13 protein-coding genes are annotated in these 13361 nt (G+C 69.9%); 10 read left to right on the top strand and 3 right to left on the bottom strand.

Annotated elements, in window-relative coordinates:
- Nucleotides 1-26: 26 nt before the first annotated feature.
- Entirely contained in the window at nt 27-545 is a 519-nt protein-coding gene (locus ACH4D5_RS38230; protein WP_398312662.1) for a MarR family winged helix-turn-helix transcriptional regulator, read from the top strand.
- Between the two features lie 38 nt (nt 546-583).
- On the opposite strand, the gene ACH4D5_RS38225 is transcribed toward ACH4D5_RS38230, so the two are convergent.
- Entirely contained in the window at nt 584-2023 is a 1440-nt protein-coding gene (locus ACH4D5_RS38225) for an MFS transporter (RefSeq protein WP_398312659.1), read from the bottom strand.
- Between the two features lie 229 nt (nt 2024-2252).
- A complete protein-coding gene (locus tag ACH4D5_RS38220; RefSeq protein ID WP_398312656.1) occupies nt 2253-2795 on the bottom strand; it encodes a GNAT family N-acetyltransferase in 543 nt (180 codons plus the stop codon).
- Nucleotides 2796-2951: 156 nt separating this feature from the next.
- Between ACH4D5_RS38220 and ACH4D5_RS38215 the strand changes: the two genes are divergently transcribed.
- Nucleotides 2952-4088 carry an LLM class flavin-dependent oxidoreductase gene (locus ACH4D5_RS38215; RefSeq protein ID WP_398312653.1) on the top strand — a complete coding sequence of 379 codons (1137 nt, stop codon included), beginning with the start codon at nt 2952-2954 and terminating at the stop codon, nt 4086-4088.
- Complete coding sequence (locus tag ACH4D5_RS38210; RefSeq protein ID WP_398312650.1) at nt 4085-4762, top strand: CE1759 family FMN reductase; 678 nt, start codon at nt 4085-4087, stop codon at nt 4760-4762. Before ACH4D5_RS38215 ends, ACH4D5_RS38210 begins: the two co-directional genes overlap by 4 nt.
- 7 nt (nt 4763-4769) lie before the next feature.
- Here ACH4D5_RS38210 and ACH4D5_RS38205 read toward each other — a convergent pair whose 3' ends face one another.
- Nucleotides 4770-5207: a hypothetical protein gene (locus ACH4D5_RS38205; protein WP_030565229.1), complete on the bottom strand. Its 438-nt coding sequence runs from the start codon at nt 5205-5207 to the stop codon at nt 4770-4772.
- Between the two features lie 335 nt (nt 5208-5542).
- On the opposite strand from ACH4D5_RS38205, the gene hemL reads away from it, so the two are divergent.
- From hemL to ccsB, 7 genes are all read left to right on the top strand, one after another.
- Nucleotides 5543-6868, top strand: coding sequence for a glutamate-1-semialdehyde 2,1-aminomutase (gene hemL / locus ACH4D5_RS38200; RefSeq protein ID WP_398312647.1), 1326 nt, complete (start codon nt 5543-5545; stop codon nt 6866-6868).
- The gene (locus tag ACH4D5_RS38195; protein WP_398312644.1) at nt 6865-7569 is read left to right on the top strand and encodes a histidine phosphatase family protein; all 705 of its coding nucleotides are present in this window, start codon (nt 6865-6867) and stop codon (nt 7567-7569) included. Before hemL ends, ACH4D5_RS38195 begins: the two co-directional genes overlap by 4 nt.
- Before the next feature lie 183 nt (nt 7570-7752).
- Nucleotides 7753-8973 carry a hypothetical protein gene (locus tag ACH4D5_RS38190; protein ID WP_398312641.1) on the top strand — a complete coding sequence of 407 codons (1221 nt, stop codon included), beginning with the start codon at nt 7753-7755 and terminating at the stop codon, nt 8971-8973.
- Between the two features lie 85 nt (nt 8974-9058).
- A complete protein-coding gene (locus ACH4D5_RS38185) occupies nt 9059-9694 on the top strand; it encodes a TlpA family protein disulfide reductase (RefSeq protein WP_398312638.1) in 636 nt (211 codons plus the stop codon).
- A complete protein-coding gene (locus ACH4D5_RS38180; protein ID WP_398312635.1) occupies nt 9694-10458 on the top strand; it encodes a cytochrome c biogenesis CcdA family protein in 765 nt (254 codons plus the stop codon). The genes ACH4D5_RS38185 and ACH4D5_RS38180 overlap by 1 nt, the downstream gene beginning before the upstream one ends.
- Before the next feature lie 3 nt (nt 10459-10461).
- Complete coding sequence (locus ACH4D5_RS38175; protein WP_398312632.1) at nt 10462-12192, top strand: cytochrome c biogenesis protein ResB; 1731 nt, start codon at nt 10462-10464, stop codon at nt 12190-12192.
- Nucleotides 12189-13283, top strand: coding sequence for a c-type cytochrome biogenesis protein CcsB (gene ccsB, locus ACH4D5_RS38170; protein ID WP_398312629.1), 1095 nt, complete (start codon nt 12189-12191; stop codon nt 13281-13283). The genes ACH4D5_RS38175 and ccsB overlap by 4 nt, the downstream gene beginning before the upstream one ends.
- Nucleotides 13284-13361 lie beyond the last annotated feature (78 nt).

Raw genomic sequence — 13361 nt, 5'->3', positions numbered from 1 at the left:
GGACCTCCTGGAGGAGCGTGCCCGTCATGGCGGACGACAAAGACGGCAAAGGGGAGAGCGGGCGGCCGGCCGACGGCCGACGTGGGCTGCTGATGAGCGAGCTGTCCGTCGAGTCGCGGCGCTACATGGCCTCGTACGCCCTCTTCAACCAGGCCGTCGCCGACCATCTGAAGCTGCACCCCACCGACGTGCAGTGTCTGAACCTCCTCAGCCTGGAGAGCGGCCCCGTCACCACCGGCCGTGTCGCGGAGCTGACCGGGCTGACGACGGGATCGGCGACGCGGCTCGTCGACCGCCTGGAGAAGGCGGGCTACGTCGTACGCGAAAGGGACACCGCCGACCGGCGCCGGGTGCTCGTCGCGACGGTGCCGGAGAAGGTGGCCGAGTTCGGGCGGATGTGGGGAAAGCTGAGCGGCGGCTGGTACGCGCTCTTCGAGGGGCTCGACGACGACGAACTCGCCCTGCTCATCGGCCATATGAAGCGCACGGTGGAATTCAGCGGGGCGCAGGTGGAGCGGATCCGCGGCGGGGAGCTGGACGGCTGACGGGCCGGTCCGACGCGGGGCGCCCGGGTTGCGTGGCGTCAGTGCTGTCCTTCCGGTGCCTTGCGCGGCAGCAGGCGTACGAGGGGGACGCACAGCAGCGTCACGCCCGCGACCACGGCGAGGCTGACGGTCATGGCGTGCCCGGCGCCGCCGCCCGCTGTCTTGAAGAAGACGGTGGTGACGGTGGCCGCGCCGACGGCGTTGGCGAGCTGCTGCACCGCGCTCAGTGAACCGCTCGCGCTGCCCGCCTCCGCCGGGGCGATGTCGCCGATCGTGACGTCGTAGACGGTGCCGAAGCAGGTGCCCATGCCGACGCCGATGACGAGCAGCGGCGGGACGAGGGCCCACCTGCCGGTCTCCGTGCCGGTGGCGGCGGTCTGGGCGAGCAGCCAGCCGGTGCCGGTGAGCGTGATCAGCAGGCCCGCGAGGACGAGGGTGCGGCCGAACCTGCCGATGAGGCCGTAGCAGGCGATGGACGCGACGACGATGCCCGCGGAGAGGGGGAGCAGGCCGAGCGCGGTGTCGGAGGGGGAGAGCCCGAGGCCCTGTTGCAGGAAGAGCGAGATGACGTAGAGCAGTCCGGAGACGGCGGCGAAGAAGACGACGCCGAGGACGAGGCCCGAGGTGAAGCCGCGGTTGCGCAGCAGCGAGGGCCGGATCAGCGGGTTCCGCGCGGTGGTCTGGCGCCGGCAGAAGAGGGCGAAGGCGATGAGTCCGGCGGCGATGAGGAGGACGGGGGCGGCCGCCCAGCCGTTGGCGGAGCCTTCGATGAGGCCGGCGAGCAGACCGAGCATGGCGGCGCCGAGGAGTGCGGAGCCTGGGCCGTCGACGGAGGTGGCGGGGTCGCCGCCGTCCTTCGGCAGGAGGCGGGCGGCGGCGAGGAGCGCGGCGCCGCCGAGCACGAGGTTGATCAGGAACATGGGACGCCAGCCGAGGCCGCCGAGGTCGGCGTCGATGAGGAACCCGGCGAGGACGGGCCCGCCGACGGCGGAGAGGCCCATGACGGGCCCGAAGAGGCTGTAGGCCTTGCCGATGTGCTCGCGGGGCCAGGTGGCGCCGAGGATCCCGAACCCCTGCGGGATGACGAGCGCGCCGAACGCGCCCTGTGCGAGCCGGGCGGCGACGAGGGTCTCGGGCGTGGGGGCGAGGCCGCAGACGAGCGAGGCGAGCGTGAAGCCGGCGAGGCCGACGAGGAAGAGGCGGCGGCGCCCGTACCGGTCGCCGAGCCGGCCGCCGACGACGAGCAGGACGCCGAGCGCCAGCGCGTAGGAGGCGCCGAGCCACTGGATCAGGGCGGGGCCGCCGCCGAGGTCCTCGGTGATGGCGGGGGCGGCGATGTTGGTGATGGTGGCGTCGACGAGATCGAGGATGTCGGCGGCGAGGACGACGGCGAGGATCGCCCATCGGCGGCGGGCGGAGGGGGACTGGGCCAGGGGTGGGGTCGGGATCGGGGCCGGGTCCGTGGACGTGGTGGTCACGTGAGTCCTTGGGTGTGGAGCGGCGCAGCGGCGCACCTCTTGTGCGGTGCTTGCCGACGGGGCGGGCGATTTGACTGCGTAACGCATAAGTTTCGTAAAGCCTAAGTATCGTTACGCATAAGCTGCGTGACGCAGATAAATGTGAGGGTGGCGCCCCCGCGCTGTCAAGGCGATTCGGGCGGGTGGGGCGCCCTGCCCCGTCCGTGTCCCCCTCCCGGGCCGCCTCACCTCACCGCAGTACGACCCGCCAGTCGTTGCACGCGTGCCAGTTGCCCTTCGGGTACTCCACCGTCGACTCGCCGCGCAGCGTGAAGCCCGCCTTGCGGCACACCGCGTTCGACGCGCCGTGGTCCGTCGCGGGGAACGCGTGCAGGTGGGCGTGGCGGCCCGCCGCCCTCGCCTCCTCGATCACCAGGCGCGCCGCGCCCGCGGCGATCCCCAGGCCCTGGAACTCGGGCAGGACGCCCCAGCCGGTCTCCCAGACCGGCTCGCCCTGCCAGGTCGTCTCCCAGAACCCGATCGAGCCCGCCGTCCGCCCGTCGGCCGTGATGCGGAACATCCGGCCCTTGTCGTCGAGCCGGAGATAGCGGCGGTGGCGGTCGACCACCTTCTCCTGGGTCTCCGGGCCGCCCAGATGTTCCGTCATCTCCGGGGTGTTGAGCCGCAGGAGCAGCGCGAGGCCACCCTCGTCGGTCCAGGGTTCGAGATGGATTGCCGGTGGCCGGCCCGGTGACGCGGGCTGTGATCGGTGCGATCGGTGCGCTTGGTCCATTGCCTCACCGTAGGTGTGGGGTCTGACAAGTGCGGGCCGGTGAAGGGGCGCCCGCCGACCGAGGATCCGTGCCGGGAATAGGTCGGCCCGGGCCCTCGTTCTGCGGGTATAGTTGAACCGTAAACAAAACGCGGACCCGCGGAGAGTGAGCCAGCCATGCAGTTCGGGATCTTCAGCGTCGGCGACGTGACCACCGACCCGACCACCGGCCGCACGCCGACCGAGGCCGAGCGGATCAAGGCCATGGTCGCCATCGCCCTCAAGGCCGAGGAGGTCGGCCTCGACGTCTTCGCGACCGGCGAGCACCACAACCCGCCCTTCGTGCCGTCGTCCCCGACCACGATGCTCGGCTACATCGCCGCCCGCACCGAGCGGCTCGTCCTCTCCACCTCGACCACCCTCATCACCACCAACGACCCGGTGAAGATCGCCGAGGACTTCGCGATGCTCCAGCACCTCGCGGACGGGCGCGTCGACGTGATGATGGGGCGCGGCAACACCGGCCCGGTCTATCCGTGGTTCGGCAAGGACATCCGCCAGGGCATCAACCTCGCCATCGAGAACTACGCGCTCCTGCGCCGGCTCTGGGACGAGGACGTGGTGACCTGGGAGGGCAAGTTCCGTACGCCGCTGCAGTCGTTCACCGCGACGCCCCGGCCCCTCGACGGTGTCGCGCCCTTCGTCTGGCACGGCTCGATCAGGTCCCCGGAGATCGCCGAGCAGGCCGCGTACTACGGCGACGGCTTCTTCCACAACAACATCTTCTGGCCCGCCGAACACACCGCGAAGATGGTCGAGCTGTACCGGTCGCGGTACGCGCACTACGGGCACGGCACGCCGGAGCAGGCGATCGTCGGGCTCGGCGGGCAGGTGTTCATGCGCAAGAACTCCCAGGACGCGGTGCGGGAGTTCCGGCCCTACTTCGACAACGCGCCGGTCTACGGCCACGGGCCGTCCCTGGAGGAGTTCACCGAGCAGACCCCGCTCACCGTGGGCTCCCCGCAGCAGGTGATCGAGCGGACGCTGGCCTTCCGCGACACCGTGGGCGACTACCAGCGACAGCTGTTCCTGATGGACCACGCGGGGCTGCCGCTGAAGACCGTCCTGGAGCAGCTCGACATCCTCGGCGAGGAGGTCGTGCCGGTGCTGCGCGAGGAGTTCGCGAAGAACCGCCCGGCCGGCGTCCCGGACGCGCCGACCCACGCCGCCCGCAAGAACCAGCAGGCCCAGCAGGCCCAGCAGGCCCAGCAGGCCCAGCAGGCCCAGCAGGTCCAGAAGGAGGTCACCGCATGAAGCTCGTCGTCGTCTCCGCGGGGCTGAGCCAGCCCTCGTCCACCCGGCTGCTCGCCGACCGGCTGGCGGCCGCCACGACACGCCACGCCGGCGCCGAGGTGGAGGTCGAGGTGATCGAGCTGCGGGACCTGGCGACGGAGATCGCCCGGCATCTCGTCACCGGGTTCCCGCCCGCCCGTCTTGCCGCCGCGCTCGACGCGGTGGCCGGCGCGCAGGGGCTGATCGCCGTCACGCCGGTGTTCTCCGGGTCGTACAGCGGACTGTTCAAGTCGTTCTTCGACGTGCTCGACAAGGACGCGCTGACCGGGAAGCCGGTGCTGATCGGCGCGACCGGCGGCACCGCGCGGCACTCGCTGGTCACCGAGCACGCCCTGCGGCCGCTCTTCAGCTACCTGCGGGCACTGGTCCTGCCGACCGCCGTGTACGCGGCGTCGGAGGACTGGGGCGAGGAGGGCCTCGCGGCGCGGATCACCCGCGCGGGCACGGAGCTGGCGCGCTTCATGGCGCCCGGCGGCGAGGAGGCGCCGGTGGCCGGTGGCGCGGTGCCCGACACGGACACGGCCGCGGCGATCGCGCCCCGCTCGCTGACCGGTGCGATCACGTCGGTGGACCCGAACGGCGGCTTCGAGGTCGTCCCCTTCGAGCAGCAACTCGCCGCGCTCAGAGTGGAGTGAACAAGCGTCAGGGCCAGACCAGGCAGTACGCCTGATGGCCCGCGTCGTGCAGGCGGTGGCTGAAGTCCTGCCACTCGTGGAGGAGTTGGTACACGTTGAAGGCGTCGCGCGGGCCGCCGCGGTCCGGGACGGTGGACCAGATGAACGCCGCGGCGCCCACCGACTCCTCGCCGACGCCGCGCAGCGGGTCGACGACGGTCATGGGGAGCTTCACCACGGCGTAGTCCGGGTGGAGGACGACCAGTTCGAGCGGGGGGACCTTGTGCAGGGGTATGCCCTCGATGCCGGTCAGGACCATCGCGGCCATCGTCTCCGGCTTGATCTTCGTGAACATGCCGCCCATGCCGAGCTCGTCGCCGCCGAGCTCCTCGGGCCGCATCGAGATCGGCACGCGGGCGGCGGTGGCGCCGTCCGGGGCTCCGAAGTACTTGTACGTCACCCCCACCCCGCCACTCCTGCTGGTCACCCGGTCCCGCCGGGACTCGCCGGAAGCGCCGAGCGTCTGGTCGGACGCCTGCGCCGGTTCCGCTTCCGCCTCGCGCCGGTGCTTGCCCCGCCGGGCACGCCGGGGGCCCAGGCCGTCGGTCCCCTCGCCCAGTCCGCCACCGCGATGCATATCTCCACCCGACTGCTTTGCCAGGGCGGCACGGCCCTGTCTTTTCTAGGCCTCGCGGCCCCCGCCACGCAACCCGATCATCGTGTCAGTGACCTCCCCCGCGGTCACCCTCTAAAACGTGGAGTGAAACACCTGTCCGCAGGATGTCCGGACGCTCTGACACCATGGCTCGTGTGAGCTTCCCGTATAGCGCCCCAGTTTCGCAGACTCTTTTCGACCGTGCGGCGGCCGTGACGCCCGGCGGTGTGAACTCTCCCGTGCGCGCGTTCCGCGCTGTGGGTGGTACGCCCCGTTTCATGGTGTCCGGTACCGGTCCGTACCTGACTGACGCCGACGGCCGCGAGTACGTCGACCTCGTGTGTTCGTGGGGTCCGATGATCCTCGGTCACTCCCACCCCGAGGTGATCGCCGCCGTGCAGGAGGCCGTGTCGCACGGCACCTCCTTCGGCACGCCCGGCGAGGGCGAGGTCGCGCTCGCCGAGGAGATCGTGGCCCGCATCGAGCCCGTCGAGCAGGTGCGGCTCGTCTCCAGCGGCACCGAGGCGACCATGTCCGCCATCCGGCTGGCCCGCGGCTTCACCGGCCGCGCCAAGGTCATCAAGTTCGCCGGGTGCTACCACGGACACGTCGACGCGCTGCTCGCCTCGGCGGGTTCGGGCGTGGCGACCCTCGGTCTCCCCGACACGCCGGGCGTCACCGGCGCCCAGGCGGGCGACACCATCGTCGTGCCGTACAACGACCTCGAAGCGGTGCAGGAGGCGTTCCACAAGCACCCCGGTGAGATCGCGTGCGTCATCACCGAGGCGTCGCCCGGCAACATGGGCGTGGTGCCCCCGCGCCCCGGCTTCAACGAGGGCCTCAAGGCCGCCTGCGCCAAGAACGGCGCGCTGTACATCTCGGACGAGGTGATGACCGGCTTCCGTACGTCGAAGGCCGGCTGGTTCGGCGTGGACGGGGTCAAGCCCGACCTGATGACCTTCGGCAAGGTCATGGGCGGCGGCTTCCCCGCGGCGGCCTTCGGCGGCCGCGCCGACGTCATGGCGCACCTCGCCCCGGCGGGCCCCGTCTACCAGGCGGGCACGCTGTCCGGGAACCCGGTCGCGACGGCCGCGGGCCTCGCGCAGCTGCGGCTCCTCGACGACGCGGCGTACGCCAAGGTCGACGCCGTCTCCGAGCAGCTGCGCGGCCTGGTGACCGAGGCGCTCGCCAAGGAGGGCGTCGCGCACCGCGTGCAGAACGCGTCGAACATGTTCTCCGTCTTCTTCACCGACCGCGAGGTGCGGAACTACGAGGACGCGAAGGCGCAGGAGTCCTTCCGCTTCACCGCGTTCTTCCACTCGATGCTGTCGCAGGGCGTCTATCTGCCTCCGTCGGCCTTCGAGTCGTGGTTCGTGTCGACCGCCCACGACGAGCGGGCGGTCGAGCGGATCGCCGCCGCCCTGCCGGGTGCCGCGCGCGCGGCCGCGGAAGCGACGGAGGCCACCGCATGACCGGCACCCCGGCGGGCGACGAGCTGACCGTCGTCCACGTGATGCGCCACGGTGAGGTCCACAACCCGGACGGGATCCTGTACGGGCGGCTGCCCGACTACCACCTGTCCGAGCTCGGCCGGCAGATGGCCGACCGCGTCGCGGAGCACCTCTCCCACCGTGACGTGACGCATGTCGTCGCGTCGCCGCTGGACCGCGCCCAGGAGACGGCGACGCCGATCGCCAAGGCGCACGGCCTCGACCTGGCCACCGACGCCCGTCTCATCGAGGCGGCCAACGTCTTCGAGGGCAAGACCTTCGGGGTGGGCGACGGCGCGCTGAAGAACCCGGAGAACTGGAAGCACCTCGTCAACCCCTTCAAGCCGTCCTGGGGCGAGCCGTACGTCGAGCAGGTCGTGCGGATGATGGGCGCCCTGGACGCGGCGAAGGACGCGGCCCGCGGGCACGAGGCGGTGTGCGTCAGCCACCAGCTGCCGATCTGGATCGTGCGCAGCTTCGTGGAGAAGCGGCGGCTGTGGCACGACCCGCGCAAGCGGCAGTGCACGCTCGCCTCGCTGACGACGTTCACGTACCGCGGCGACCGAATCGTCTCGGTGGGTTACAGCGAGCCGGCCCGGGATCTCGTGCCCGCACATCTGCGTGCCGGTGCCAAGCCCGTGAAGGGCAGTAATAAGGGCAACAGCAAGGCATTCGGGGCCTGATAAACCGGCCTGTGAGCAACCGCGTGTAATCGCTCGGCAACTGTATGTCCCGTCCGGCAAATAACCGTAAATAAATGCGGCTTGTCCGGAACCCCACTGTTCGTCGCGCCCTCTAACGGGTCGTCCCTCTTGCATGGCAGATACGGCAGGAACGGATCCAAGGGCGCGACGAATGGGGTAGGAATGCGCGACATCAGCCGCAGGGGAATGCTCGGTCTCGGAGCGGGCACGGCCGCCGCTTTCGGGCTCGCGGCGTGCGGCTCCGGGGGCGGCGGCGATTCGTCGAAGTCCGCGGGAAAGGCCGGGGAAGGCGCCGGTGCCGAGAAGCGCCCGGCCAAGCCGATCGGTGACGGGTCGACCGCCTACACCGGCAAGCAGCCACGTCAGCCGGGCAAGCCCGTCCCGCTGGAGCCGGGCGAGACGCCCCCGCAGTTCGTGATCTTCTCCTGGGACGGCGCGGGCGAAGTGGGGAACGGTCTGTTCCCGCGCTTTCTGAAGCTCGCCGAGGACCACGACGCGCACATGACGTTCTTCCTCTCCGGGCTTTATCTGCTTCCGGAATCGAAGAAGCGCATGTACCGGCCGCCGAACAACGCGGTCGGCGCCTCCGACATCGGTTATCTCACCGACGGTCACATCAAGGACACCCTGAAGTACGTCCGGCAGGCCTGGCTCGAGGGCCATGAAATCGGCACGCACTTCAATGGGCACTTCTGCACGGGTACGGGTACCGTCGCCAACTGGACGTCCGCGCAATGGCAGGACGAGATCGACCAGGCCAAGTCCTTTGTGAAGAAGTGGCGTACGAACACCGGCTGGACCGATCTGCCGTCGCTGCCCTTCGACTACGAGAAGGAACTCGTCGGCGGCCGCACGCCCTGTCTGCTCGGTCAGGACAATCTGCTCCCGACGGCGAAGAAGCTCGGCTGGCGCTATGACGCGTCCTCGCCCGGCGGCCGCCAGAAGTGGCCCCAGAAGAAGATGGGCGTCTGGGACCTGCCCCTGCAGGCCATGCCTTTCCCCGGGCACTCCTTCGAGGTCCTGTCGATGGACTACAACATCCTCGCCAACCAGTCGAAGAACTCGACGAAGGCGCCCGCGCACAACTACCCGGGCTGGCGCAAGCAGGCCACGGAGTCCTACATAGCCGGCTTCAAGCGCGCCTATGAGACCAACCGCGCGCCGTTCTTCATCGGCAACCACTTCGAGGAGTGGAACGGCGGCATCTACATGGATGCCGTGGAGGAGGCGCTGAAGCACATCGCGGGCAAGAAGGACGTGCGGCTCGTGTCGTTCCGCCAGTTCGTCGACTGGCTCGACGTGCAGGACCCGAAGGTGCTCGCGAAGCTCCAGGGCCTGGAGGTCGGCCAGCAGCCCGCCGGGGGCTGGAAGAGCTTCCGCTAGGCGTCTTTCGGGCGCCTGAAGTGGGCGATTCGTTCGGTGGAGGGGGTGCGGAAGATCCCCGAAATGGACATGCGAAACTTTTCACATGAGTGTTGCCTGCCGTGCCCCACACCGCGTCGATAGCAGCAGTCACCGTCGCAGCCGTGCCGCCCTGCTCACCGCAGGCGCCGCGGTCGCGGCGCTGGCTCTGACCGCTTGCAGCTCAGGCGGCGTGTCGGGCGGTTCCGGAAACACCAACTTCGTCGCCGGGTCCGATGGCATCGCCACCGTCAAGAAGGGCGACCGCAAGCCGAACCCGTCGCTCGACGGAGAGACCCTCGACGGCAAGAAGCTCGACATCACCAAGGCCTACAAGGGCAAGATCGTCGTCATAAACGTCTGGGGCTCCTGGTGCGCACCGTGCCGGGCCGAGGCGCCGAACTTCGTGAAGCTCGCCAAGGAGACCAAGTCCAAGGGCGTCGAGTTCGTCGGGATCAACACGCGTGACCCCGAGCGCAGCCCGGCGATCTCGTTCGAGAAGCAGCACAAGGTTCCCTACCCGAGCCTGTACGACCCGATGGGGAAGCTGATGCTGCGCTTCCCCCAGGGTTCGCTCAACCCGAACGCCATTCCCTCCACGCTCGTCGTCGACCGGGACGGGAAGATCGCGGCCCGCGCTCAGCAGCCGCTGAGCGAGGAGAAGCTGCGGAAGATGATCGACCCCGTCCTCGCGGAGAAGTGATGTCCACGCTCGCGGCCGTCGTCGGTCCGAACGAGACCGTCATGAGCGGGGCCCTGCTCCTCGCGATCCCGGTCGCTGTGCTCGGCGGCCTCGTCTCCTTCTTCTCGCCGTGCGTCCTGCCGCTGGTGCCCGGCTATCTGTCGTACGTCACCGGGGTCGGCGGCCAGGACCTCGGCGAGGCGCGGCGCGGCCGGATGGCCGCGGGGGCCGGCCTCTTCGTGGCCGGGTTCACCGTCGTCTTCGTCTCCGCCACCGTCTTCTTCGGTGCCTTCGGGCGCACGCTCAAGGAGCACCAGAGCGCCATCAACACGACGCTCGGCGTGGTGATGATCGTCCTCGGGCTCTTCTTCATGGGGCTCATGCCGTGGCTGACCCAGCGCGAGTTCCGCTTCCACAAGCGGCCCGCCGTCGGGCTGGCCGGCGCGCCGGTGGTGGGCGCCCTCTTCGCCGTCGGCTGGACGCCGTGCATCGGCCCGACCCTCGCCTCGGTCATGGCCCTCTCCCTCGACGGCGCCAATCCGCAGCGCGGCGCGATCCTCGGTGTCGCGTACTCGCTAGGGCTCGGCATTCCGTTCATCCTCGCGGCCGTCGCCTTCCGCAAGGCGCTCGGCGCCTTCGGCTGGGTGAAGCGGCACTACGCGTGGGTGATGCGCGTCGGCGGCATCATGATGATCGCGACCGGCCTGCTCCTCGTCACCGGTGTGTGGGACAGCATCGTGCAGGACATGCAGGTCTGGACCAGCAGCTACTCGGTGGGGATCTGATCCATGAGCAAGACGGAAGCGCCCGAGGGCAAGACCGGAACCCCTGACGAGCAGGGTGAATTCGGTGCCGCGGGCGCCAGCATGTCCACCGCCCCGCGGGACAGGGAGCGGGACGAGTCGGCGCCCAACCTCCCCAAGCTCGGTGTCATCGGCTGGCTGCGCTGGTTCTGGCGGCAGCTGACGTCGATGCGGGTCGCGCTCATCCTGCTCCTGCTGCTCTCCCTCGGCGCGATCCCGGGTTCGCTGATCCCGCAGAACAACGTCGACGAGCTCAAGGTCCAGGACTTCACGGAGCGGCACACCACGCTCGCCCCGATCTACGACAAGCTGCAGCTCTTCGACGTCTACAGCTCGGTGTGGTTCTCCGCGATCTACATCCTGCTCTTCGTCTCCCTCATCGGCTGCATCGTGCCCCGCACCTGGCAGTTCGTCGGCCAGCTCCGCGGCCGCCCGCCGGGCGCGCCGAAGAAGCTGACGCGGCTGCCCGCGTACACGACGTGGCGCACCGAGGCCGACCCCGAGCAGGTGCACGAGGCCGCGCTGACGATGCTCAGGCAGCGCCGCTTCCGCGCGCACACCGCGGGCTCCGGCGCGGGCGCCTCGGTCGCCGCGGAGAAGGGCTATCTGCGCGAGGCCGGCAACCTGATGTTCCACATCGCGCTGATCGTGATGCTGATCGCGTTCGCCGCCGGGCAGCTCTTCAAGTCCGAGGGCGGCAAGCTGATCATGGAGGGCGACGGCTTCGCCAACACCCTCAGCCAGTACGACGACTTCAAGTCCGGCAGCCTCTTCGACTCCGCGAACCTCGAACCGTTCAGCTTCAAGCTCGACAGGTTCGTCGGTACGTACGAGAAGTCGGGCCCCAACCGCGGCACGGCCCGCACCTACCGTGCGGACGTCACCTACACCGAGGGCGCCGACGGCCCCGAGAAGAAGAAGTCCATCGAGGTCAACAAGCCGTTGGAGGTCGACGGCTCGAAGGTCTACCTCATCGGCCACGGCTTCGCCCCCGCGGTCACCGTCCGCGACGGCAAGGGCAAGGTCGTCTACCGGGCGTCCGTGCCGCTGCTGCCCATCGACCAGAACGGCACCGCGACCGGCGCCATCAAGGTCATGGACAACTACCGCGACAAGAACGGCAAGCCGGACCAGCTCGGGTTCAACGCCTTCTTCGTGCCGACCTTCGCGGGCGTCGGCAAGGGCCAGATGTTCTCGCAGTTCCCGGCCGCCGAGTACCCGGTGCTCGCGCTGTCCGCGTACCACGGCAGCCTGGGCGTCGACGCCGGTGTCCCGCAGAACGTGTACCAGCTGGACACCCGCAAGATGAAGAAGTTCAAGGACGCCGACGGCCAGCTGTTCAAGCAGCGGCTGCGCCCCGGTGAGACCATGAAGCTCCCGGACGGCGCCGGGTCGATCACCTTCGAGAAGAACCTCAAGGAGTGGGCGACCTTCCAGATCTCGCAGCAGCCCGGCACCGGATGGGCGCTCGGCGGCGCGATCGCCGCCGTCGCCGGTCTCGCGGGTTCGCTGTTCATCCAGCGCCGCCGCGTGTGGGTGCGGGCGGTCCGGGGCGCCGACGGCGTCACCGTCGTGGAGATGGCGGGCCTCGGCCGCAGCGAGTCCGCGAAGGTCCCCGAGGAGCTCTCCCAGCTCGCCGCCCACCTGCACGACCAGGCGCCGACGGCGCCCGAGCCCAACGCCGATGTCGTACCTGCCGAAGGGGCCGAGAAGTGAATCTCGCCACCACCCTGGCCGCCGAGCCCAACGAAAACCTCGCACACATCAGCAACGTGCTGATCTACTCCGCGATGGCCGTCTACCTCCTGGCCTTCTTCGCGCACATGGCGGAGTGGCTCTTCGGCAGCCGCAGCAAGGTCGCCCGCACCGCCGCGGCGCTCACCCCGAGCAAGACCGCCGCGGCCGCGGCGCCCGCGGTCACCGTCCAGGCCAAGGGCGGCACCGCCACCCTGGAGCGGCCGAAGGTCGTCACCCGGTCCGTGGCCGGTACGCGTGACGTGCCGGACGGTCCCGGCGCCTCCGCCGGGGACGAGAAGGGCGACCTCTACGGCCGCATCGCGGTCTCCCTCACGGTGCTCGCCTTCCTCCTGGAGTTCGGCGGCGTCCTCACCCGCGCCCTGTCGGTGCAGCGCGCGCCGTGGGGCAACATGTACGAGTTCAGCATCACCTTCTCCACCGTCGCCGTCGGCGTGTACCTGGTGCTGCTCGCGCTGAAGAAGCCCATCGCCTGGCTCGGCCTCCCGCTGGTCACGACGGTCCTGCTCGACCTCGGCCTCGCCGTCACCGTCCTGTACACCGACAGCGACCAGCTGGTCCCGGCCCTCCACTCGTACTGGCTGTGGATCCACGTCTCCACCGCGATCTTCTGCGGCGCGGTCTTCTACGTCGGGTTCGTCGCGACGATGCTCTACCTCTTCCGCGACAGCTACGAGACGAAGCTGGCGGGCGGCGGCCAGCCCGGCAAGTTCGCCACCTCCGTCCTGGAGCGCCTCCCCTCGGCGGCCTCCCTCGACAAGTTCTCGTACCGCCTGAACGCCGCGATCTTCCCGCTGTGGACGTTCACGATCATCGCGGGCGCGATCTGGGCGGGCGACGCCTGGGGCCGCTACTGGGGCTGGGACCCCAAGGAGGTCTGGTCCTTCATCACCTGGGTCGCCTACGCCGGCTACCTCCACGCCCGCGCCACCGCGGGATGGAAGGGCCGCAAGGCCGCCTACCTGGCCCTGATCGCCTTCGGCTGCTGGCTGTTCAACTACTACGGAGTGAACATCTTCGTCACCGGCAAGCACTCGTACGCCGGCGTCTGACCCGCCGCAGCGCCGCCTCGTGAGGCCGGTTCCCGTGACCCAGGTCACGGGAACCGGCCTTTGCCGTACGGACAGTCA

The organism is Streptomyces sp. NPDC018029 (assembly GCF_044327655.1).
Taxonomy (GTDB): Bacteria; Actinomycetota; Actinomycetes; order Streptomycetales; family Streptomycetaceae; genus Streptomyces.
This window is presented reverse-complemented; position numbering and strand designations above follow the sequence as displayed.

What these genes read in the sequence shown, in the direction of transcription:
- hemL (WP_398312647.1), top strand. Translation starts at nt 5,543, where the DNA reads ATGGCTCGTGTGAGCTTCCCGTATAGCGCCCCAGTTTCGCAGACTCTT.
- ACH4D5_RS38185 (WP_398312638.1), top strand. Translation starts at nt 9,059, where the DNA reads ATGAGTGTTGCCTGCCGTGCCCCACACCGCGTCGATAGCAGCAGTCAC.
- ACH4D5_RS38210 (WP_398312650.1), top strand. Translation starts at nt 4,085, where the DNA reads ATGAAGCTCGTCGTCGTCTCCGCGGGGCTGAGCCAGCCCTCGTCCACC.
- ACH4D5_RS38230 (WP_398312662.1), top strand. Translation starts at nt 27, where the DNA reads ATGGCGGACGACAAAGACGGCAAAGGGGAGAGCGGGCGGCCGGCCGAC.
- ACH4D5_RS38175 (WP_398312632.1), top strand. Translation starts at nt 10,462, where the DNA reads ATGAGCAAGACGGAAGCGCCCGAGGGCAAGACCGGAACCCCTGACGAG.
- ACH4D5_RS38215 (WP_398312653.1), top strand. Translation starts at nt 2,952, where the DNA reads ATGCAGTTCGGGATCTTCAGCGTCGGCGACGTGACCACCGACCCGACC.
- ACH4D5_RS38190 (WP_398312641.1), top strand. Translation starts at nt 7,753, where the DNA reads ATGCGCGACATCAGCCGCAGGGGAATGCTCGGTCTCGGAGCGGGCACG.
- ACH4D5_RS38220 (WP_398312656.1), bottom strand. Translation starts at nt 2,795, where the DNA reads ATGGACCAAGCGCACCGATCGCACCGATCACAGCCCGCGTCACCGGGC.
- ACH4D5_RS38180 (WP_398312635.1), top strand. Translation starts at nt 9,694, where the DNA reads ATGTCCACGCTCGCGGCCGTCGTCGGTCCGAACGAGACCGTCATGAGC.
- ACH4D5_RS38195 (WP_398312644.1), top strand. Translation starts at nt 6,865, where the DNA reads ATGACCGGCACCCCGGCGGGCGACGAGCTGACCGTCGTCCACGTGATG.